The organism is Pedobacter cryoconitis, from assembly GCF_014200595.1.
Lineage (GTDB): Bacteria > Bacteroidota > Bacteroidia > Sphingobacteriales > Sphingobacteriaceae > Pedobacter > Pedobacter cryoconitis_C.
The window spans coordinates 2,658,794-2,680,270 of record NZ_JACHCG010000001.1 but is presented as its reverse complement, the minus strand read 5'-3'; the positions used below and the strand labels follow the sequence as shown (position 1 = coordinate 2,680,270).

Sequence of the window (21,477 nt, the reverse complement as noted above, 5' to 3'; positions counted from 1 at the left end):
TTGCAATGGAAAAACCGTTTTATTTGCGCTGAAAATGATCAAATGATAATATCTGATTGATATTATTTAAGGGAAGAGACAGTGTTGATGCTGTTATATTAAAGTTAGATTAAAAGAGGCTTAAAACCGGGGATTTTAAACAGGCTGTGAAAAATAATGTTCACATTTGTCGTTTAATTATAGCGTAATGGACATACTGGTTATTGAAGATGAACAAAGAGTAGCTGAACTGATCAAAAAGGGATTGGAGGAACTTGGATTTCATATCACACTTGCCTTTGATGGAGAAATGGGGAAGAAGCTTGCTTTGACGAAAACTTACGATCTGATTCTCATGGATTTAATCCTTCCGAAGATCAATGGTATTGATCTCTGTAAGGAAGTGCGTATTGCCAGACCGGATATTCCTATTATTATGCTGACTGCTTTAGGGACTACAGATGATAAAGTGGAAGGTTTTGATGCAGGCGCGGACGATTACCTTGTTAAGCCTTTTGATTTCAGGGAATTGCATGCCAGGATACGCGCCTTAATTAAAAGAAATCAGACACAGAACAATACTTTCAACCAGGGTTTTATTTTGCGTTTTGCAGATTTGGAAATGAACCTGGAAACCAAGCTGGTTAAAAGGAATGATGTACAGATAGATTTGACCCCTAAGGAGTTTCGTTTGCTTGAATATATGATGGGGAATTCTGAAAGGGTATTGTCCAGAACAGAAATTGCAGAGAAGGTTTGGGATACGTTTGATTCAGGGACGAATTTCATTGATGTGTATATCAATTATTTAAGGAAAAAGATAGATAAGAATTACGAGGTGAAACTGATTCATACTAAACCGGGAATGGGTTTTATATTTAAAGAGGGATGAAGATAAGAGCGAAACTTTTGTTGTTGTTTTTAACGCTTTTTGGTGCTTTGCTTTTGGCATTTGCAGTGTTTATTTATATTTCTACAGCGCAGAGCAGGAAGGATCAATATTATAAGCATCTTAAAAGAGAAGCGATTACGAAAGCAAATTTGCTTTTTGATGCAAAAGTTCCGCCCACGGTATTACAGTTGATTTATAAGAATTCTTTAAATTCTTTGTTTGAGGAAGAGGTTGCTGTTTATGATACTTCGTTCAATTTACTGTATCATGATGCAGTACAAATAGATAAGGTTAAAGAAACCAGACAGATGATCAATCAGATTATTCTTCAAAAGGAAATAACTTTTGAGCAGGAGTCTTTACAGGTTGTAGGGCTTTTATATCTGCACAAGGGAAGGACTTATGTAATTACAGCGGCAGCAAATGATAAATATGGGTTGACGCGTTTGGAGGAGTTTAAGTATACTTTGATCATTTCTTTTATCATTATTATCAGTTTGACGATCGCTGCGGGGTATTATTTTGTGGGGAAAGCGCTGAATCCGGTTGCGGAGATTGTGGATAAGGTGGAGGAGATTACTGCGACTAATTTGTACAAGCGGGTACATGTCAAGAATGAGCGGGATGAGATTGGTGAGCTGGCCACTACTTTTAATAATATGCTGGATAGGCTGGAGCAGTCTTTTGATGGACAGCGAAGTTTTGTAAGTAATATTTCTCATGAGTTGAGGACTCCGCTGGCAACTATTGTAGGGGAGTTACAGCTGGCTTTAATCAGGGAACGCAGTGTGGCGGAGTATAAGGAGGTGATCCGGTTGTCGTTGAGTGATGCGCAAAGATTAGTGAAGTTGTCTAATGGTTTACTCGATTTGGCGAAAGCGAGTTATGATCAGACTACGGTAAGTATGAAGGTGCTGAGGACGGACGAGTTATTGATGGATGCAAGGGAAGCGGTTCTTAAGGGGTTTGAGGATTATAAGATTGATATTGTTTTTGATAAAGAGATTGATGATGATAGTGAGATATCTGTCAGGGGAAATGAGTATTTGCTGAAGGTTGCGTTCATTAACCTAATGGAGAATGCATGTAAGTTTTCTGCTGATCATCGGTGTGTGGTGAGTATCAATTTTGATCAGGGGTCAGTTATACTTGGGTTTAAGGATTCAGGAATAGGGATTGAGCAGGACGAGATTGATCGTATATTTTCTGCTTTTTACAGGGGAAAGAATAAGGGGTTTAGTGCGGGGAATGGGATCGGGTTATCGCTGACGGAAAAGATTGTGGGGATGCATCATGGGGAGATTGAAGTGAAGTCTGTAGTAGGGGCAGGGAGTGAGTTTACCATTGTCATGGCACATGTGATGGTTTCTTCAGATAGGTAAAAAAAACTGCAACTTGTATATTTGACTGGCGCGCCCTGAAATAGGCGCAAGGTCTGCATATACAAGTTGCGGTTTTTTTTCATTTGATGTAATAACCGCATTGTGCTGAGCAATGGTTTATTTGAGGTGGTTAGCTGTGTTAGGGTTTATTGATGATATTGCTTTATAAAATCAATTTTCTTATGATTTCTACGCTTCTTGCCAGATCTTCTTTAGTGGAGGATGCAAAGCCTAAACGAATAGCATTATCATTGTAATCGGCATATTGATGCGTTTTTCCATCTGATAAATGTAAGCCTTCCCGGTAAGCATTTTTTGAGAGTTTCTCCAGGTCTATTGTTTTGTCAAAGGCTGTCCATACCGACATACCACCTTCGGGTATAGTAAATTTGACGGCTTCTTTAAGTTCATTGCTGAGCAAATCGCAAAAGAAGTCACGGCGCTCCTGATAGACTGAAAGTGTTTTTCTGAGGTAACGTTGAACGGTACCGTCATTTAGTAAATCAGCCATGGTATTGTCCAGCACGTGGTCACCTTGCCTGTCGAGTAGTATGCGGACTTTAGCGAGGTGTTCAATCACGTTTTCGGCAGCAACCAGATATCCCATGCGAAAGGCCGGGGAAAAGCTTTTGCTGAAGGAACCGCAATAAATTACCATTCCGTTTTCATCTGCGCTGGCCAGTGGCAGGAGCGGGCGGTGCTTGAAGTGGAAATCAAAATCGTAGTCGTCCTCAAAAATAATGAAGCCATATTCATTGGAGAGCCTGAGCAATTCCAGTCTCCGGTCAATTCTCAGGGAGACTGTAGTAGGGTATTGGTGATGGGGTGTGACGTAGACCATCCTGATTTTTTGTTTTGTGCAGATCTTACGGAGCTCATCTACCATTAGCCCGTGTTCATCTACGGGGACGCCGATCAGTTTAGCGCCTGCGTGCAGAAAGTTATGTTCGGCGCGCCTCCATCCGGGAATTTCAGAAACGACAATATCTCCGGGACTGATCAGGGCATTGCAGATCAGGTTAATACCCATTAAGGTGCCTCTCACTGAAAGTATATTTTCGGCAGTAGTTTTAAGTCCTCTGGTCGTGTTAAGGTATTCGGCTATGGCTTGCCGGTATGGGTAGGGGCCGGCAGGATTTCCGTAATTGCCGAATTTAGGGTATAAGCCGCTTCTGGTGAGTTGATTTCGATAGGCACGGTAAAATTCCTTTAAGGGTGAAAGCCTTGGGTCAGGGTAACCGTCGTCTAAGTGTAAGCCGGGTATGGGTGTTTCCAGGATGCTGTTGGGGTAATCTCTGGGTTGAAATATGAAACCTGCAATCTTTGATGAGGCTGGAGATATTGTTTTTAAGGTTTCGGGATGGTGGTCTGCCACATGAGTGGAAACAAAGGTGCCGCGGCCTACAGCGCTTTCAAGCCAGCCTTGCATTTGTAGTTCCTCATAAGCTTTAGCTGCGGTAATCCGGTTTATTTTTAAAAGGGCTGACAACTCACGGCTGCCCGGGAGTTTTTGGCCTGAACGCAATTTACCATTTTTGATCAGTGATAACAGTGCGTCTGCTAATTGAAGATAGACAGGCCGCCCGATTGAACGGTCGTAGGTTAGGCTTTCAAATAGTTGATTGATAATTGGACTATTCATTATCTTGTAATTGGTCTACAAAGATAATCCGATTGCAGGCTACTTTTGTCTAACCAGATCATTTATTTAGATAAGATTATGTACGTAGCCAGGCAATTTGAATTTGAGGATAAAGCTGAAAGAATAGCCTTCATGAAGCAATATAGTTTTGCAACTATTGTGACTACGAAAGCAGGGCTTCCTATCGCTACACAGCTTCCGTTTTTGATTACACAAAATGATGATAAGCTTGTATTGAGTGCACATTTTGCATTAGCGAATGAACAGGTGAGTTACATCGAAGAGAATACCTCGCTGGTCATTTTCTCCGAACCTCATGCTTACATTTCTCCGGCTCATTATGATAAAGTGGAGAGTGTGCCTACCTGGGACTATGTTGCTGTCCATGCTTATGGGAAGGCGAGGATCGTTCAGGAAGAAGATGCCAAAATACAAGCGTTGGAACAGATGATTTTATTTTATGAGCAAGGTTACCTGGAACAATGGAACAAGCTGTCGGATAAGTTCAAAAAAGGAATGATACGGGGGATTGCTGTGTTTGATCTGGAAGTGACTGATTTACAGGCTCAGAAAAAGGTGAGCCAGAATAAAAATGAAATGGAACGGGAAAGGATAGCTGTTCATTTAGAAAAAAGCGATGTTAGCTCAGAAAAAGCAATAGCAGACTATATTAGAAAAATATAAGATGAATCAAATCAAAATTATTAAAGCATCACCGGACGATTTTAAAGTTATCCGGGAAATAGGACAGCAGACCTTTTTAGAATCGTTTGCAAGCAGTACTACAGAAGCTGATATGGCTAAATACCTGGAAGAGAGTTTCACTGAAAAAAAGATTAGCGCTGAATTGGCTAATCCGGATTCTATGTTCTTTATAGCGCTGGACAATGAAAATCTTGTGGGCTACCTAAAAGTAAATTCAGGGAAAACACAAAAGGAATTACAGGATGATAGCGCGCTGGAAATCGAACGTATTTATGTGAAGAGCAGCCATCATGGTAAAATGGTCGGTCAGCTGCTTTATAGTAAAGCACTTGAAATAGCTATGCTTCAAAATAAGGCCTATTTGTGGCTCGGTGTATGGGAAGAAAACTCACGGGCTATCAGATTTTATGAAAAGAATGGCTTCGTTACTTTTGATAAACGTATCTTCAAAATGGGGAATGATGAGCAAACAGATCTCATGATGAAGAAAATATTGACTCCTGCCTCATGAATTTTAGTATCCAGCCTCAGTTAGCAAATGAACGTGTTACCCTTTTACCGTTAAAGGAATCTGACTTTGAAGAATTATATGCTGTAGCATCCGACCCAAAGATCTGGGAACAACATCCCAGCAAAGATCGCTGGAAGAAGGACGTGTTTCAAAACTTTTTCGATGGGGCAATAAAGAGCAAAGGCGCATTTAAAATCATAGACCAGGCTACCGGAAAAATAATGGGAAGCACCAGGTTTTACGACTATGATGAAAATGAAAATGTAATTTTTATCGGCTATACCTTTTATGGTACTGCTTATTGGGGGACGGGTACCAATCTTTCTGTTAAGACAATGATGCTGGATTATATAGCTCAGTTTGTTTCAAAAATTAAGTTCCATATTGGTGCAGAGAACATTCGTTCACAAATCGCTATCAGCCGTATTGGTGCAATTAAAATAGCTGAGGAGCAGGTCACTTATTTCGGTGAAGCTCCAAAGCTAAATTTTGTATATATGATCGACCAGGATTTAAGTTAGTTATACTTGTTTGATTTCTTAAATTCCTGGTTGTAGATTTTCAGGTTGCTTTTCAATAATTGACGTGCTACGTGAATTCTGGTTTTAACTGTACCAATAGGTATATTCAGCATGTCTGCTATTTCATGATATTTATAACCTTCAAAATATTTGATGAAAGGGGTGTAATATTCAACGCTTAGCATGGCAAGAGCCTTATTTACATCATCACTGATAAACTTATTATTGGCCTGATTATGCGAAGCACTTGTATATAGCTGGGCAGAACTGATTTCTTCTGTAGTGTCTATAATGCTGCGTTGTTTTACAATCCTTCTATAATCGTTTATAAATGTATTTCTCATTATAGTATATAGCCATCCTTTCAGGTTCGTCCCTTCCACATAAAGTTTGGAGTAACGTATAGCTTTTAATAATGTTTCCTGAACTAAGTCATCAGCATCGTCCATGTTTTTTGTGAAATTCAGGGCGAAAGTTTTTAAAGAAGACTTGTGGTCATTAACTTGGTATGGGAAAGAATTACTGATCATAAGTTGAAGATTAAATGATTATAAATGCTGTTGATTAAATACATTTTTTTTATTCCAACTCTTATACCAATTAGTTTATTGAAAATGAAAAAACGCATTGGTCAGGGAGATTAATATATTTCTGATTTGTTGTTGGTGTGAAATAGAAAGAAATTTATTTATTAATTAAAACAAAATGTTTGTTTGTTTTTTGGTGTTATTGTCGTTTAATGGAGTTGATGGGCTATGGCGTATTGGGTTCAAATTTTATCAATTAATGAACTAACTATTAATTTGATTTAAAATCCAACTTATATATGTTTAATTATGTACTGTTTTTAGTACTATTCTTGAGAAATTGGGATGGCAACAAGTCAATAAAGATGTAATTTGGTGCCAATTTTTTAAGATGTATTGCCTAATTTAATTGTATGCTCAGAAGGGGAGCAGGCTAATATCACCAGATTCATAAAGTCACATCGTCCTGTAATCATCAATAACGTCACTGAATATCCGGCCTGCTGCATGCATTATACCCAGCTCTATTCTTAATTGTACACTCCGGAATCTACCCGGCTGATTCTAATGAATTTCTAATGAATTTCTGTTTGTCCTCTAACGGCCCTTTCAAATGGGGTGTTTTATATTTGCAGCAGATTAAAAAAAAGCAAATTATGGACTCAGGCCCCCATTCAAAGGTACTTTCAATAGTACCGTCAAAAACATTATCAATTAATTATTTAACCGCCCGCTAACGCTCGTAACTTCTGTTATGCCGGTAGTGGCATAAAACAGAGTTATGTTCAATTTTTCAAAAACACAACCAAAATATACCCGTCATATTGTAGATTATGATTATCCAGTGGGTATGGACACCAGGCCAACAATCACGTTTGGTATAGCTGACAATATCTTCAGCAGACAAAACTATTCTCCATCTCTTTCTTTCAGACAACTTTTTTTTAGCGCTTATTCTTCGCTGTTGAATGTAATCAGACAGGCTTTTCAACAAATTAAAAAATGGGAGGAATGGTCATGACAATAATTGAATTTACACTAAGACTTGCCATTGCCTTTTTGCTGGGAGCAGCAATTGGGACTGAGCGCCAGTGGAGACAACGAATGGCCGGGTTAAGGACAAATATGCTGGTTTGCTTAGGGGCTTGTATGTTCGTTTCCCTGGGGGTAAAAGTGGGTGGAGATGCTTCCGGAAGGGTAATTTCTTATGTAGTCAGTGGAATCGGTTTTCTGGGTGCAGGTGTCATTATGAAAGATGGCCTGAACGTAAGAGGACTAAATACAGCAGCTACTTTATGGTGTTCTGCCGCAGTTGGCGCGTCTTGCGGGTTAGGGTTTATTCCTGAGGCAGCAATCGTTACCACTTTTGTAATTCTGACACATGTAATCATGCGCCCGGTTGGCATAAAACTAAGCCGTTTACCACTAAAGAGTACCAGGATTCCCGTGGCTTATCTGTTGATTATCAAATGCAGACAGGATGTAGAGAATCATTTGAGAGTGCTGTTGCTGCAATTTACCAGTAATGATGATAAGTTATTGCTGAGATCACTTAAAAGTACAGATGATGGTGATCCGAGCAAGGCTGTAATTGTTGCAGAAATACTGGCTAACAGTAGTGAAGATGCAATTATGGAACGAATTGCAGGACGATTAACTATCGAACACGAGGTTTCTGAAGTCAGCTGGAACAGGGCTGGTGATGAGAACGACTTATAAAACTATATAAACAACCTATAAACGATTTCAGGAAATGACCTTTCTACTATTAAAATGCGGCATTATACAATATGCAATCTTATTTATTGCAATTGGGATCACTGCCGACAACCTGATGATTGCAAAATTAACAGGTAAAACAGTCTCAATAATCAGCCGGGCAAATTGGATACTGATCTTATTATTGCTGTTTATAACCCAAAATCAGATGCTGCTGTGGGGAAGGTGGATCACCAGCTGGGCACCTTCTCTAACTACAAATCAAAAGGATTGGCTTGCACTCGGACTGCTGATTTCTATCGGGGCAAAGATGTATAAAGATCATTTTCAAAACAAGAAAGATGCAACTACTATCAATTATACAGCAAATAATATATTGCTGCTGGCCTTCAGCTCGGCGATGTACCTTTTCGTTTTCGGAATGGCGATTCAATGGCTTGATAGAACAGAAGACAATATAAATATCCTGTTCCCGGTCTTCATTCTGCTGTTTTTAGGCATAGGTGTATGGTTGGGTAAAACGCATCATCACAAACTAATCTATACACTGCGTACACTTTGCACCTGCCTGATGATGGTGGGAGTGGTTGTACTCCTGTTCAAATTGATATAATTAACAATTTTCGCTTATCTGTATATCTATAATATCATGACTATCGTAAAAGAAGGATTAAAAAAAAGAGTCCTGCCTGACAGCAAAAAAATCATGTCTAATGGCAGCGACGAGGCTGCCGCAACTAAAATTCATAATGTTTCCCGCTCAGACCAGGACTTTTATCTGGCTATGCTGGATAGCTCCATGGAGGGATTGTCTGCTATGCAGGCCAAGGAGAGATTAAACAGTTTTGGTTTGAACGAGGTGCATCATGAAAAAGCTCCAGCGTGGATTAAACAGCTGTTTCAGGCATTTATAAATCCATTTATTGGTATCCTGCTCATTATTGCAATCATCTCTTTTATTCTGGATGTCTGGTTGGCCAGCCCGGGTGAAGCCGATTACAAAACAGTTACGATGGTTGGTATTATGGTGATGGCCAGCTCATTGTTAAGGTTTTTTCAGGAATACCGGAGCAACCGTGCGGCCGAACAGCTTAAAAGTATGGTGAAAACTACAGCGACCGTGGTACGGAAAATTGCTGGAAAAAAAGAAGTGGATATTAAAAAATTAGTACCGGGAGATTTAATTATGCTGTCCGCTGGTGATATGATCCCGGCAGATTGCAGGGTTGTCCAGTCAAAGGATCTTTTTGTAAGCCAGTCCATGCTGACCGGAGAGTCCTTACCTGTAGAAAAAAGAAGTCTTACGGTCCGCAATGCAGAAGAAAAACCACTGGTAGAATTAGATAATATCTGTTTTATGGGAACAAATGTCGTGAGTGGTTATGCGACTGCGATTGTTGTAAATACAGGCAATCAAACCTATTTTGGTTCACTGAGCAAAGTAATTGTAGGTAAACGTGCGGAAACAAACTTTGATAAAGGTGTTAATAAAGTAAGTTATCTGCTCATCAGCTTTATGGTGGTGATGGTACCGCTGATTTTCCTGATCAATGGGTTAGTTAAAGGGAACTGGTGGGATGCACTGCTTTTTGCAATCGCCGTTGCGGTTGGATTAACACCAGAAATGCTGCCGATGATTGTGACCGCAAATCTTGCTAAAGGCGCGCTTAATATGAGTAAGCACAAAGTGATTATTAAAAGGCTCAATGCCATCCAGAATATCGGGGCAATGGATGTACTGTGTACAGATAAAACAGGTACACTCACTATGGACAAGATTGTCCTGGAAAGACACTTGAATATCTTCGGACAAGAGGATGAAGAAGTACTCAAATGGGCCTATCTCAATAGCTTTCATCAAACGGGACTAAAAAACCTGCTCGATGTTGCTGTACTGGAGCATGTTGAACTGCATGATTATCTGAAAGTTGAGGAGCATTTTTTAAAAGTTGATGAAATCCCATTTGATTTCCATCGGCGCAGAATGTCTGTAATACTTAAACAGCGCAATGGTAAACATTTATTGATTTGTAAAGGAGCTGTAGAAGAAATGCTTGATCTCTGTAGTCATGCTTTTGATCCCGGAGATGATAAAAAACTGCATATTGAATCTGATAAAGTCATTCCTATGGATACAGCCATGCGGAATATGATCCTTCAGACCTCAAAAAAACTCAATGCAGAAGGACTTCGGGTATTGCTTGTTGCTATCCGTGAATTTGACGACCGTGCGCTGAACTATGGCGTAGAGGATGAAAAAAACATGATCCTTACCGGTTTTATTGGCTTCCTTGATCCAGCTAAACCTTCAGCCAAAATCGCTATTGAAGCGCTTCAGAAATTAGGGGTGAGCATCAAAGTTTTGACCGGGGATAATGAGATTGTTACTAAAAAAATCTGCCGTGACGTTGGTATTCCTTTTAGTAAAATCCTGTTGGGTGCGGAAGTGGAGAAAATGACCGATGCAGAATTACAGGAACAAGTAGGAGAGGTTTCTATCCTGGCCAAATTAAGTCCGGTTCAAAAGTCGCGGGTGGTTAAAATGTTGCAGGCAAAAGGCCACACCGTAGGCTTTATGGGTGATGGTATCAATGATGCTGTAGCACTTAGAGATGCCGATGTAGGGATCAGTGTAGATACAGCGGTAGATATTGCCAAAGAAAGTGCCGATATCATTTTGCTGGAAAAAGACCTGATGGTTTTGAGAAAAGGGGTGATCTATGGCCGCAGAACTTTTGGTAATATTATCAAATATATCAAAATGACTGCCAGCAGTAATTTCGGTAATATGTTCAGCATGTTAGGTGCAAGTGCCTTTCTGCCATTCCTGCCAATGCTCCCTGTGCAAATTCTGGTTCAGAATCTCTTGTACGATGTTTCACAGATCTCCATCCCATGGGATAAAATGGATGAAGAGTTTATCGAACAACCTAAAAAATGGGATGCATCCGGAATTAAGAGGTTCATGATTTATATAGGCCCGATCAGCTCAATATTTGATTATGCCATGTTCGCAGTGATGTTTTATGTTTTCAAAGCGAATAGTCCTGAACATCAAAGCTTATTTCAAAGTGGATGGTTTATCGAAGGGTTATTGTCCCAGACACTGATTGTACATATGATCCGGACGCGTAAAATCCCATTTATTCAGAGCTGGGCAACCACACCAGTAGTCGCTTTGACCTCGCTGATTATGGTTATCGGGATCCTTATACCGTTTTCACCATTTGCAGGTGCATTAAAGATGGAACAATTGCCACTGAGCTATTTTCCATGGCTGATTGGAATTCTGGCTTGCTACTGTCTGCTTACGCAACTTATTAAAGGATGGTACATTAAAAGATTTAACCAATGGCTGTAATTATTGCCCGCAAACAATGGATACTGGCCATCGTGTTAATTCTACTGGTGGTCATACTCGCAGAATGGTTGGAATACCGTTTTCATACCCTATCATCTAATTTCTCAAACAAAGACAAAGCACAATATGAACTTAAGAAATAATCGTCAGTCGTATTTGACTGGCATTGCCATGGCCATTATAGGGATAACTGCTTCCTGCAAACAGCAAATAGCTAAAGAACCTGCTGCTAATTACACTATGAAAGGTGATGTTATTACTGTACCGGACAACTCAGTACTGAAGGGTAAACTTAAAATTATAGATGTTGATACTGAGTCTTATAGCATGAAAATGATGACTGCCGGAACAGTAAAAGCAATTCCCACCCAATTCGCCGAAATTGCACCGCCCTTTCAAGGCAGAGTGACTAAAAGCTACCTCAAATTGGGATTAAAAACAACGCCCGAAACTCCTTTATTTGAAATCAGTTCTCCGGATTTTATTGCTGCACAAAAAGTGTTTTTTCAGGAGAAATCACAGATGCAGCAGGCGGAAAGAACTTTGAAACGCCAGAAGGATCTGATGGCCAATGGGGTAGGTGTAATGAAAGATTTAGAAGAAGCACAAACTGCCTATGATGTTGAAAAAAAGGAATATGAAAATGCAGTTATGGGCATCAAAATATTTAAGGCAAATCCAGAAAAATTGTCTTTAGGTCAGGCGCTGGTTGTACATGCTCCAATTGTTGGTGAAGTCATTGAAAATAAAGTGGTTTTAGGTCAGTTTATTAAAGACGATGCAGCCAGTGTAGCTACGGTTGCTAATCTGAGTAAAGTATGGATTGTGGGCCAGGTTAAGGAAAAAGATATCCGATATATTCATGAAAAAGATGAATGTGAGATTGAGGTGGCCGCATTTCCTGGTAAAAAAATCAAGGGAAAAGTCTACCATGTCAATGAAATTGTAGACGAAGATACCCGTAGTGTACAGGTTCTGATCGAATGTAACAACAGCGATCATACTCTTAAACCGGGAATGTATGTTTCTGTGAACTTTATCGATGCACCTGCTTCAGTTATTATGATCCCGCTGAAAGCAATCCTGCAAATGAATGAGGCAAATTTTGTTTTCGTGGTTAACCCAGACGGTAAATATATCAAAAGGAAAGTAGAAACAGGCGGTACAGATGGAGATCGTGTTGTCATTAAAAGTGGTCTGGCCAAAGGCGAAAGGATCGTATCAGAGGGTGGTTTCTATTTATTAGAAGCTAAGTAATCACGCTATAAGCCAATCATATGAAGCAATTAATTTTTACCGCAATAAAAAAACGCTGGCTCTTTGCAGCACTTTTTGTACTCCTGGCTGTATTCGGATTTTACTCCTGGAAACAACTTTCAATAGAAGCTTATCCGGACATTGCAGATGTAACCTCTCAGGTAGTTACCCAGGTGCCTGGCCTGGCTGCCGAAGAAGTAGAACAGCAAATTTCTATTCCTATAGAACGTGCACTCAACGGTTTACCCGGTATGCATGTGATGCGCAGCCGTAGTTTATTCGGCTTGTCACTAATCACTATGGTTTTTGATGATGGTGTGGATGATTATTGGGCCAGACAAAGAATCCAGGAAAGGTTAACTGGTCTGAGTCTTCCTTTTGGCGCGGCTCCGGGACTTGATCCGCTGACCTCTCCGACCGGGGAAATCTACCGGTATATTATAGAAAGTAAAAATCATGATTTAAGGAAACTTACTGATTTACAGAACTGGACGATTATACCAAAGATCAAACAAGTACAGGGCGTAGCAGATGTGGCCAATTTTGGCGGGATCACTACACAATATCAATTAGAGATTGATCCGGCTAAACTAGTACAATATCATGTGGCACTGGCCGATGTGCAAACTGCAATCAGTAATAATAATACCAATGCGGGGGGAAGTATTTTAAACCGCGGAGAACAAGGTTATGTAGTGCGCGGGATAGGCCTGGTTAAAGATTTAGCTGCTTTAGGAGATGTGGTCGTTAAATCTGTCAATGGCGTCCCTGTATTTGTCAAAGACTTGGGTGACCTGAAATACGGTACACTAGAACGTAAAGGGGTAGCAGGTTATACCGATCGCAATGTGGATTATTCTGATGGAATTGCAGGGATTGTAGTGATGCTGAAGGGACAAAATCCTTCAGTAGTACTCGATGGAATTCATAAAGCGGTAGCAGAGCTGAACCATGGTGTTTTACCTGAAGGAGTAACTATTCGCGCTTATCTGGACAGGACAAACTTAATCAATACCACACTCGACACTGTTTCTCATACGCTTTTAGAAGGAATGGGATTGGTTATCGTAGTGTTAATTGTTTTTCTGGGAAGTTGGAGAGGTGCATTAATTGTCGCCATTACGATCCCGGTTTCTTTACTGGTCGCATTTATCCTGATGCATTTCACAAAGATTCCGGCAAATCTGCTTTCTTTGGGAGCAATAGATTTTGGGATTATTGTGGATGGCGCGATTGTAATGCTGGAAACTATTCTGAAAAAAAGGGAGGATCATCCTGATAAAGAACTGGAAGAGGTTTCTATTAGTGAGAGAGCTTTAAGCGTGGCCAAGCCTATTTTATTTTCGACGATTATCATTATTACCGCTTACCTGCCTTTGTTTTCCTTTGAAAGAGTAGAGAAAAAACTATTTACCCCTATGGCTTTTACCGTAGGTTATGCTTTGCTGGGTGCATTGGCGGTCGCATTAATATTGATACCGGGGCTCGCTTATGCTGTTTACAGAAAACCAGGCAAAATCTATCACAATACGTGGTTAGAAAAACTGACTGCATGGTATGAAAGGCGTTTGAGTAAGATCATGGACAAACCAAAAAAAGTGTTTATGCCGCTGGTGTTAGTATTGATCAGCGCCATTGTCCTGTCCGTTATCGTTGGAAAAGACTTTTTGCCGCCATTAGATGAAGGCTCCATCTGGTTACAGGTATCATTGCCTCCAGGGGTGACTTTAGAGAAGTCAAGAGAGATGAGTGATGCGCTGAGAGCAGCAACAATGAAACATCCTGAAATCACTTATGTAAATGTCCAGGCAGGCCGTAATGACCAGGGAACTGATTATTTCACCCCTTCACATTTTGAAGTTTCTGTAGGACTGAAGCCTTATAAAGAATGGGCAAGCGGCCGGAATAAAGCTGCCCTGGTTGAAGATTTATCCAGGGAATATGCTGCTATGCCAGGTTATTCAGTAGCTTTTACGCAGCCAATGATTGACGGGGTAATGGATAAAATTTCGGGTGCACACAGTGAATTGGTCGTTAAAGTATTTGGTAACGATTTTAAGGAAACCAGGAGGATTACTGAAAATGTGGTTTCTACTTTAAGAACAGTAAAAGGAGCTGTAGATATTGCAATTGATCAGGAACCTCCTTTACCACAATTACAAATCAGGATAAACAGAGATGCTGTAGCCAAATACGGGCTGAATATTAGTGATGTAGCCGAACTGGTTGAAGTTGCTATAGGTGGTAAAGCTGTTTCGCAGATCTTTTCGGGCGATAGAGTTTATGATGTGATTTGCCGTTATAAAGAAGAAAGCCGGAATACACCTGAAAAAATAGGAAACCTGATGCTCACCTCATCAACGGGAGCAAAAATTCCTTTGTCGCAGATTGCTGAAGTGAAAACTGATCTGGGAGAAAGCTCTATTTCCAGAGAAATGAACCGCAGACAGCTGACTGTAAGGTTAAACTTAAGAGGAGCAGATTTAAGCTCATTTTTGAAAGATGCACAGACAAAGATTACACAACAAGTTAAATATGATCATGAAAAGTATAAAATAGAATGGGGTGGTCAGTTTGAAAATCAAAACCGTGCTTACGCTAAACTAGGAGTTGTTGTGCCTTTAGCCTTAGCTATCATGTTCTTACTGCTTTATGGTGCGTTTGGAAAATTCAGACAGGCTGGTTTGATTCTGAGCATTGTTCCACTAGCGTTATTTGGAGGGATGTTAGCCTTGAATATCAGAGGAATGACCCTGAATGTGTCTTCAGCGGTAGGTTTTATCGCGCTGTTTGGTGTCGCTATTCAAAATGGTGTGATCCTGATTTCCCATATCAACGAATTGCGTAAAAAAGGATATGATTTACTCAAAGCAGTTTTAGATGGTGCAAAACACCGTTTCCGACCTGTTCTGATGACTGCAACAGTGGCAGCATTGGGGCTATTACCCGCTTCTTTAGCCACAGGTATAGGTTCTGATGTTCAAAGACCATTAGCTACAGTAATAGTTTATGGCCTGTTTGCCGCAACAGCAATTACACTGTTCGTTTTGCCAGCACTTTATTATCTGCTGGAAAGTAAATGGGGCAAGGATGATTTTCAACCAGCTGAAACAGCGACACAATAAATCCATTTGAAACAGCTATTCAATACTAAATAGATGAAATTTACGAAATACATTTTGTCCTTATGCCTGCTGACAGGCATAACCATGAATGGACAAGCACAGGTAGATACCCTGTCTTTAAAATCAAAAATATCTGTGCTTCAGTTCTTGAACCGTGTAGGAAAAGAAAATCTGGGTTATGCTGCAGAAAAGTACAATGTGAATATTGCTGAAGCGGGAATCGAAACAGCGAAGATCTTTCCAGATCCTCAATTTTCAGCAGGTGCATTTGATAACCAGCAGGCCAAATTGAAATTGGGACAGGGCGTAACGCTGGGGCTGGGAACGACCATTGAATTGGGTGGTAAAAGAAAAGCACGGATTGGCCTTGCTCAAAGTGTGACCGAATTGAACAAGGCATTATTGCTTGATTATTTAAGGAACCTGAGAGCGGATGCTGCACTCGCTTATTACTCTGCGATTCAGCAGTATGAATTATTGCAGGTGCAACATTATTCTTATCAAATGATGAAACAACTCGCAGACGCAGACGCAATCCGTAGTAAACTGGGTGCAATTACAGAAACAGATGCAAGACAATCTAAACTGGAGGCCAGTAATTTGCAAAATATTGTTTATCAGACTGAAGCAGACTGGAGAAATGCACTGATTAAATTAAGTTCTTATCTCGGTAAAAAGAGTGCAGATACTTTGTTGATGCCAGATGGGGACTTTGAGAACCTGGCGCGTGATATAAATTATCAATCCTTAATCAGTAATGCGCAAATCACCAGGGCAGACGCCGTAGCGGCATTAAACAATAAAATTGTTGCTGACAGGAGCCTGACTTTAGTGAAAGCAAACCGGAAAGTGGATTTAGGGGTTAATGCAGGACTACAGTTCTCTGGGGTTTCGACAAATGAAATTGCCCCGACGCCTTATCACCGGACTTTCAATGCAGGTTTCAGTGTTCCGCTGAAATTCTCAAATCATTACAAGGGTGATATAAAGGCTGCTCAGTTTACAATTAAACAGGTGGGTGTTCAATATGAACAAGTTCAGCAGCAGATCCAGGTAGAAGTGACACAGGCTTATTTTAATTATACTGCGGCTCAGAAACAGGTTCAGCAGTATAAGACCGGGCTGCTGAGTGAAGGAAAGAAAATTTTAACGGCTAAAATGTATAGCTATAAACGTGGGGAAACTTCGTTACTGGAAGTTTTGAACGCACAAAGAACATACAATGAAGTACAACAAGGATTTTATGAATCACAATCGAATTATGCAGCAGCATTGATTGAATTGGAGCGTGCTGCGGGTATTTGGGATATCAGGTAATCGTGTAAAAGAGATCTAAGTTGGTTTGATGGTAATATTCCGCCGGTCTGCCCTTTTAAAGGAGAGGGCCGGTGGTTTGCCAGTTTGATGGTTTTTAGGTGTTGCAATTCAGTAATTAACTGAGTAGCTTCAGCCTATCAAATCTATCTTTCATGAATTTACCCTTCAAAGAAGCCAGGAAAAAAATAATAGGCGGAGATTTCTCGGGCTTATTTAAGCCGAGTCATCAAACCGGCTATATTCACCCTTCAGAGGTTGCGCAGCTCTTTATTTCTATTCCCGCAGATAAGGCAATCGATGCCTACAATTCCTTCAATGCTGAGCAACAATTGAATGTCTTACCTTATTTGGATGTACAACTTCAAAAGAAGATTATTAAGAGTATCTCAAAAGATAGTGCATTTTATATTCTTAATCACCTGAAATCAGATGACAGGACTATCTTTTATTCTGCTTCTAAAGGAATGGAACTCTCCCGTTTTCTCGAATATTTAAATACTGAAAACAGGAATGAAGTCGCAAATTTATTAGGTTATTCTGCGAAAAGCGTTGCCCGTATTATTAATACAGATGTAGCTACCGTAAGTCCGGAAATGACTATTGCAGAAGCCACAGAACATTTACGTTTACATCATAAAGATACCGAAGCAGCTAATGTTATTTATGTAGTTGATGATCAGGATCGGTTAATTGATGATGTTCCTGTTCGCAGACTGGTTTTAAATGAGCGCTCTAAAAAGATCATGGACATTGTAGATGGGTTTTGTATCACTTTAAAAATTAATGAAACTAAAGAGGATGCGGTGCAGAAATTTAAAGAATATGACCGGGTTGTATTGCCTGTAATTAACGATGACCATATTTTACTCGGGGTAGTGACTATAGATGATGTGATGGATGTAGCCGAACAAAAGGCTACCGCAGAGATCCAGAAATTCGGAGGGATTGAAGAACTGGATTTTCCTTATGTAAAAACACCCTTCTTCTCTTTGCTTAAAAAGAGGGCGGGATGGTTGATTGTCCTGTTTTTGGGAGAAATGTTAACTGCTACGGCCATGGGATATTTTGATGGAGAAATTTCAAAAGCTGTAGTACTGGCTTTATTTGTTCCTTTAATTATTTCCAGCGGGGGAAATAGCGGATCTCAGGCAGCTACTTTGATTATCAGGGCAATGGCTTTGAAAGAATTGAACCTGAAAGACTGGTGGTATGTGATGCGGCGGGAAATTTTATCAGGATTGGTTTTAGGGATTATATTAGGGGCGATAGGTTTCATCCGGATTGCTATATGGCAGAATCTGCATTGGTATAATTATGGGGTGCATTGGTTTTTACTGGCCGTAACGATCTTTTTCTCCTTAATCGGGATCGTGATGTGGGGCACACTGAGTGGCTCTATGGTTCCTATGGTACTTAAAAAATGTAAGATTGATCCGGCAACGTCTTCTGCACCTTTCGTTGCTACATTAGTGGACGTTACAGGGCTGGTAATTTATTTTAGCATTGCAGCAATCTTTTTGAAAGGAACTTTGTTATAGTAATGTAATTTACACTACCAAATCCAAAGAAAAATGAAAACAACAAAACTATTTATGAGTGCGGCTGTAGTCGCAACGCTGTTTTTTGCAGCTTGTTCACCAAAGGATGGGGACATTCAAACGGCTGTAAAAGCTAAAGAAGCTGCTGAAGTTAGTGTAACTGTTACTAAAGGTGAAGTTACTTTAACTGGTGAAGTAGCTGATGAAGCTGAAAAAGCAAAAGCTGAAACAATCGCCAGAGCTGAAAAAGGCGTAAAATCAGTAGTAAATAATCTGACTATTAAGCCAGTATTATCTTCAGCGCCTGTTGTAATCGCAGAAGATTCAACACTGACCAAAAATGTAGCTGACGCAACTAAAGATTTTCCTACAGTTCAAACTTCAGTTAAAGATGGTGTAGTTACCTTAAAAGGTGAAATCAGCAAATCTTCACTGGTAAAATTAATGCAACAGTTGTCTGTGTTAAAACCGAAGAAAATTGATAATCAATTAACTGTAAAATAATCCGGATCATGGCATTACAAGATAAATATAAAGCATTAACTGATGCAGCAACTGCGGCAGGAATCTCTGACCTTGCGGTACGTGAGCAGGATGGCGTATTGTATATAGATGGAACTGCTCCTGATGGCGCGGCTAAAGATCATCTTTGGGATGTTTACAACCAGATCGACCCTAATTTTGCAGGTGGAGATTTAGTTTTAAATGTAAATGTTGCGGTTGATGCAGCAGTAACTCAGGCCAAAGTCATTACAGAAAGCAGTAACCTGAATATCCGTAAAGGACCAGGTACTGATCAGCCAATAGTTGGTAAGGCAGCACATGGAGAAGTCATTACACTGGTTAACAGAAGTAATGATTTATGGTGGCTGGTACGCACCAATGATGGGGAAGAAGGTTATTGCTATGCAAAATACCTCGAGCCTCAGGCTTAATCCTTAAATAACGGGCATTTGAAAAACCGTCTCATTCGTTCGAGGCGGTTTTTTTGATTTGTGAACCTTATGTACACGGCCATAATTTGTATTGTATAACAGGATAACCGCTCTGCCGGTTGGATTGCCTGTAGCGGTAATATCCTTATCCCAGGTGAATTAACATGTTTTCAGCCTGATTTTATATTTCATTTTCCGGCAATCTTATTCTCTTTTGACGAAGATTTAGCCAGGTAATTCTGCAAGTGCAGCAGGGCCGGATTTGGATTCTCTTTCCTGTTTAACATAATCAGTGGGACTGTTTCTTCTGTGTTTTCCAGGGGAATGAATTTTAGCTGTAATGCATATCCTTTTTCCACATGCTCAGGTAAAAGCGAAATACCAAAACCACTTTCCACTAATCTTAGCACTGAATTTAGCTGGGAAGCATGATGTGAGATTTGTGGTGTAAACCCTGCATTTGAACATAAGACTAAAAAACTATCGAATATGGTGGGGCCACATTCACGTGTAAATGTGATAAATTGTTCATTAACCAGTTCTTTAACAGAAATCTTATTTTTTGCTGCTAGTGAATGTGCTATAGGTAAAACTGCTACGAATTTTTCTGAGAGAATCAGTTTTTCTTCCAGTTTTTCAGGATGCAGCCAAGTTCTTACAAAAGCAGCATCCAGCGTACCATTATTTAATTCATGGACTAATTTATGGTTAGGCAATTCCTCAAATTGTAAATTAATATGGGGAAGGCTTTTCGCAAATTCTGCCAGCAGTAAAGGAAGTTTGCTATGCATAACTGCCCCTACATAACCAATTCTTAATGTACCCGTTTCTCCCTGCCCATATATGGCCAGTCGTTTTTTTACAGTTTGCATCTGTAAAATCATTTGCCTGGCATCTTGTAAAAAGTCTTCTCCGGCAGGGGTGAGTATGACACTTCGTTTAGTCCGTTCGAAAAGCAATACGCCCAGATCATTTTCTATCAGCTGGATCATTCTGCTCAATGGGGGCTGAGAAATATGTAACCTCGCTGCTGCCCTTCCAAAATGTAATTCTTCTGCTAAAACCAGAAAATAATTCAAGTGCCTTAAGTCCATAGTGATACTATTTGGGTATTAGTTGGTGACAAAAATAGTATTTTAGGTATTAAAAGGTAAATGTAATTTTGTATCTGATCTATCATTAAAATGAAAAAATTACTATTTCTCATCTTGTTTATTTATTCTTTCCCTATTATGGCACAACAAAGAGATAACCCGGTTCAGGCATTACCGTACAGCAAAGTGAAGCCGGCTAAAGATTTTGTTTTTCTGTCCGGACAAGTAGGTATCAATAGTGCTACCGGACAATTAGTAACCAGTAGTTTCGAAGCTGAAGTACATCAGGTGATGAAAAATATTGGAAGTTTACTTCATGAACAGGGATTAGCTTATAGTGATTTGGTGAATGTTACTATTTATTTGAAAAGCATGGATAACTATCCTATAACTAATCAAGTATACCGGAGCTATTTTACAGGAGATTTTCCAGCCAGGGTCTGTATTGCTGTGACTGATCTTCCTGCGAAAGCAAATATCGAAATTGCCTCTACGGCATGGAGTCACACTAATTCCTCCGCTGAAAACAAGCAGTTGATCAGGCGGTTCCTGGAACGAGTACGCTCGGGCAAGAATCCTGACCATGCCGGATTATATATGGCAGATACCTTGTTAGCGCATCAAATGAATGCAGAAGGAGAAACATCAGTCAAAAGAACACCTCAGGATTATGCAGAACATGTAAAAGAATTTCTGACCTTATACGGAAATTTTCATTTTGAAATTACTGAAATCATCGCAGAAGATGACCGCGTTTATGCCAGGTGGAAACAAACGGGGAAACATTTGGCGACAATTGATGGACGCCCGGCAACAGGGAAACCACTAATTGAAATTGCGAGTGCAGTTTACAAGGTCGAAAACGGAAAGATTAAGGAGTATTGGATTCAGATTGACAGGCTCGGGCTTGAAAAACAATTATAACAAGAGTTATCTTTGAAAGGAAAAAAGATTCACCTTCATCTATAATTG

The 21,477-nt window shown here is 40.0% G+C and carries 19 protein-coding genes; 16 read left to right on the top strand and 3 right to left on the bottom strand.

Translation table 11 applies throughout. The features are described 5' to 3' along the window. Positions 1-187 precede the first annotated feature (187 nt). Positions 188-871 (top strand): response regulator transcription factor, encoded by a 684-nt coding sequence (locus HDE70_RS11485; protein WP_183866770.1) that lies wholly within the window; start codon positions 188-190, stop codon positions 869-871. Beyond that, on the top strand, positions 868-2,253 hold the full coding sequence (locus HDE70_RS11480) for a sensor histidine kinase (RefSeq protein ID WP_183890165.1): 1,386 nt from the start codon (positions 868-870) through the stop codon (positions 2,251-2,253). Before HDE70_RS11485 ends, HDE70_RS11480 begins: the two co-directional genes overlap by 4 nt. Before the next feature lie 163 nt (positions 2,254-2,416). Here HDE70_RS11480 and HDE70_RS11475 read toward each other — a convergent pair whose 3' ends face one another. After that, positions 2,417-3,895, bottom strand: a complete 1,479-nt coding sequence (locus HDE70_RS11475; RefSeq protein WP_183866772.1) for a PLP-dependent aminotransferase family protein — start codon at positions 3,893-3,895, stop codon at positions 2,417-2,419. 78 nt (positions 3,896-3,973) lie between these two features. Here HDE70_RS11475 and HDE70_RS11470 point away from each other — a divergent pair, with 78 nt between their 5' ends. From HDE70_RS11470 to HDE70_RS11460, 3 genes are read left to right on the top strand one after another with little or no spacing between them, the layout of a single operon-like run. Then, entirely contained in the window at positions 3,974-4,579 is a 606-nt protein-coding gene (locus tag HDE70_RS11470) for an FMN-binding negative transcriptional regulator (protein WP_183890163.1), read from the top strand. A gap of 1 nt (position 4,580) precedes the next feature. Next, a complete protein-coding gene (locus tag HDE70_RS11465; RefSeq protein WP_183866774.1) occupies positions 4,581-5,111 on the top strand; it encodes a GNAT family N-acetyltransferase in 531 nt (176 codons plus the stop codon). Beyond that, the gene (locus tag HDE70_RS11460) at positions 5,108-5,632 is read left to right on the top strand and encodes a GNAT family N-acetyltransferase (protein ID WP_183890161.1); all 525 of its coding nucleotides are present in this window, start codon (positions 5,108-5,110) and stop codon (positions 5,630-5,632) included. The genes HDE70_RS11465 and HDE70_RS11460 overlap by 4 nt, the downstream gene beginning before the upstream one ends. Here HDE70_RS11460 and HDE70_RS11455 read toward each other — a convergent pair. Beyond that, the gene (locus HDE70_RS11455) at positions 5,629-6,162 is read right to left on the bottom strand and encodes an RNA polymerase sigma factor (protein ID WP_183866776.1); all 534 of its coding nucleotides are present in this window, start codon (positions 6,160-6,162) and stop codon (positions 5,629-5,631) included. The two genes, HDE70_RS11460 and HDE70_RS11455, sit on opposite strands and share 4 nt — an antisense overlap. Before the next feature lie 778 nt (positions 6,163-6,940). On the opposite strand from HDE70_RS11455, the gene HDE70_RS11450 reads away from it, so the two are divergent. From HDE70_RS11450 to HDE70_RS11405, 10 genes are all read left to right on the top strand, one after another. Continuing rightward, positions 6,941-7,180: a hypothetical protein gene (locus tag HDE70_RS11450; protein WP_183866777.1), complete on the top strand. Its 240-nt coding sequence runs from the start codon at positions 6,941-6,943 to the stop codon at positions 7,178-7,180. Further along, positions 7,171-7,878: an MgtC/SapB family protein gene (locus tag HDE70_RS11445; RefSeq protein WP_260160381.1), complete on the top strand. Its 708-nt coding sequence runs from the start codon at positions 7,171-7,173 to the stop codon at positions 7,876-7,878. The genes HDE70_RS11450 and HDE70_RS11445 overlap by 10 nt, the downstream gene beginning before the upstream one ends. A gap of 34 nt (positions 7,879-7,912) precedes the next feature. Next, a complete protein-coding gene (locus HDE70_RS11440; protein WP_183890159.1) occupies positions 7,913-8,491 on the top strand; it encodes a manganese efflux pump in 579 nt (192 codons plus the stop codon). Positions 8,492-8,527: 36 nt separating this feature from the next. Further along, entirely contained in the window at positions 8,528-11,239 is a 2,712-nt protein-coding gene (gene mgtA / locus HDE70_RS11435; protein WP_183866779.1) for a magnesium-translocating P-type ATPase, read from the top strand. Positions 11,240-11,365: 126 nt separating this feature from the next. Then, positions 11,366-12,496 carry an efflux RND transporter periplasmic adaptor subunit gene (locus HDE70_RS11430; protein WP_183890158.1) on the top strand — a complete coding sequence of 377 codons (1,131 nt, stop codon included), beginning with the start codon at positions 11,366-11,368 and terminating at the stop codon, positions 12,494-12,496. A 20-nt stretch (positions 12,497-12,516) separates the two neighbouring features. Next, positions 12,517-15,621 carry an efflux RND transporter permease subunit gene (locus HDE70_RS11425; RefSeq protein WP_183890156.1) on the top strand — a complete coding sequence of 1,035 codons (3,105 nt, stop codon included), beginning with the start codon at positions 12,517-12,519 and terminating at the stop codon, positions 15,619-15,621. A 33-nt stretch (positions 15,622-15,654) separates the two neighbouring features. Continuing rightward, complete coding sequence (locus tag HDE70_RS11420; protein ID WP_183890154.1) at positions 15,655-16,938, top strand: TolC family protein; 1,284 nt, start codon at positions 15,655-15,657, stop codon at positions 16,936-16,938. Positions 16,939-17,090: 152 nt separating this feature from the next. Continuing rightward, on the top strand, positions 17,091-18,476 hold the full coding sequence (gene mgtE / locus HDE70_RS11415) for a magnesium transporter (RefSeq protein ID WP_183866783.1): 1,386 nt from the start codon (positions 17,091-17,093) through the stop codon (positions 18,474-18,476). A 33-nt stretch (positions 18,477-18,509) separates the two neighbouring features. After that, positions 18,510-18,980, top strand: a complete 471-nt coding sequence (locus HDE70_RS11410) for a BON domain-containing protein (RefSeq protein WP_183890152.1) — start codon at positions 18,510-18,512, stop codon at positions 18,978-18,980. A gap of 8 nt (positions 18,981-18,988) precedes the next feature. Beyond that, complete coding sequence (locus HDE70_RS11405) at positions 18,989-19,411, top strand: SH3 domain-containing protein (RefSeq protein ID WP_183866785.1); 423 nt, start codon at positions 18,989-18,991, stop codon at positions 19,409-19,411. Positions 19,412-19,599: 188 nt separating this feature from the next. Here the strand turns inward: HDE70_RS11405 and HDE70_RS11400 are convergent, their stop codons facing one another. After that, the gene (locus HDE70_RS11400) at positions 19,600-20,505 is read right to left on the bottom strand and encodes a LysR family transcriptional regulator (RefSeq protein ID WP_183890150.1); all 906 of its coding nucleotides are present in this window, start codon (positions 20,503-20,505) and stop codon (positions 19,600-19,602) included. Positions 20,506-20,595: 90 nt separating this feature from the next. Between HDE70_RS11400 and HDE70_RS11395 the strand changes: the two genes are divergently transcribed. Continuing rightward, the gene (locus tag HDE70_RS11395; protein ID WP_183890148.1) at positions 20,596-21,429 is read left to right on the top strand and encodes a Rid family hydrolase; all 834 of its coding nucleotides are present in this window, start codon (positions 20,596-20,598) and stop codon (positions 21,427-21,429) included. Positions 21,430-21,477 lie beyond the last annotated feature (48 nt).

Bases quoted from the DNA above. Each gene is read 5' to 3' on its own strand.
- HDE70_RS11485 (WP_183866770.1), top strand. From the start codon at position 188: ATGGACATACTGGTTATTGAAGATGAACAAAGAGTAGCTGAACTGATC.
- HDE70_RS11480 (WP_183890165.1), top strand. From the start codon at position 868: ATGAAGATAAGAGCGAAACTTTTGTTGTTGTTTTTAACGCTTTTTGGT.
- HDE70_RS11475 (WP_183866772.1), bottom strand. From the start codon at position 3,895: ATGAATAGTCCAATTATCAATCAACTATTTGAAAGCCTAACCTACGAC.
- HDE70_RS11470 (WP_183890163.1), top strand. From the start codon at position 3,974: ATGTACGTAGCCAGGCAATTTGAATTTGAGGATAAAGCTGAAAGAATA.
- HDE70_RS11465 (WP_183866774.1), top strand. From the start codon at position 4,581: ATGAATCAAATCAAAATTATTAAAGCATCACCGGACGATTTTAAAGTT.
- HDE70_RS11460 (WP_183890161.1), top strand. From the start codon at position 5,108: ATGAATTTTAGTATCCAGCCTCAGTTAGCAAATGAACGTGTTACCCTT.
- HDE70_RS11455 (WP_183866776.1), bottom strand. From the start codon at position 6,162: ATGATCAGTAATTCTTTCCCATACCAAGTTAATGACCACAAGTCTTCT.
- HDE70_RS11450 (WP_183866777.1), top strand. From the start codon at position 6,941: ATGTTCAATTTTTCAAAAACACAACCAAAATATACCCGTCATATTGTA.
- HDE70_RS11445 (WP_260160381.1), top strand. From the start codon at position 7,171: ATGGTCATGACAATAATTGAATTTACACTAAGACTTGCCATTGCCTTT.
- HDE70_RS11440 (WP_183890159.1), top strand. From the start codon at position 7,913: ATGACCTTTCTACTATTAAAATGCGGCATTATACAATATGCAATCTTA.
- mgtA (WP_183866779.1), top strand. From the start codon at position 8,528: ATGACTATCGTAAAAGAAGGATTAAAAAAAAGAGTCCTGCCTGACAGC.
- HDE70_RS11430 (WP_183890158.1), top strand. From the start codon at position 11,366: ATGAACTTAAGAAATAATCGTCAGTCGTATTTGACTGGCATTGCCATG.
- HDE70_RS11425 (WP_183890156.1), top strand. From the start codon at position 12,517: ATGAAGCAATTAATTTTTACCGCAATAAAAAAACGCTGGCTCTTTGCA.
- HDE70_RS11420 (WP_183890154.1), top strand. From the start codon at position 15,655: ATGAAATTTACGAAATACATTTTGTCCTTATGCCTGCTGACAGGCATA.
- mgtE (WP_183866783.1), top strand. From the start codon at position 17,091: ATGAATTTACCCTTCAAAGAAGCCAGGAAAAAAATAATAGGCGGAGAT.
- HDE70_RS11410 (WP_183890152.1), top strand. From the start codon at position 18,510: ATGAAAACAACAAAACTATTTATGAGTGCGGCTGTAGTCGCAACGCTG.
- HDE70_RS11405 (WP_183866785.1), top strand. From the start codon at position 18,989: ATGGCATTACAAGATAAATATAAAGCATTAACTGATGCAGCAACTGCG.
- HDE70_RS11400 (WP_183890150.1), bottom strand. From the start codon at position 20,505: ATGGACTTAAGGCACTTGAATTATTTTCTGGTTTTAGCAGAAGAATTA.
- HDE70_RS11395 (WP_183890148.1), top strand. From the start codon at position 20,596: ATGAAAAAATTACTATTTCTCATCTTGTTTATTTATTCTTTCCCTATT.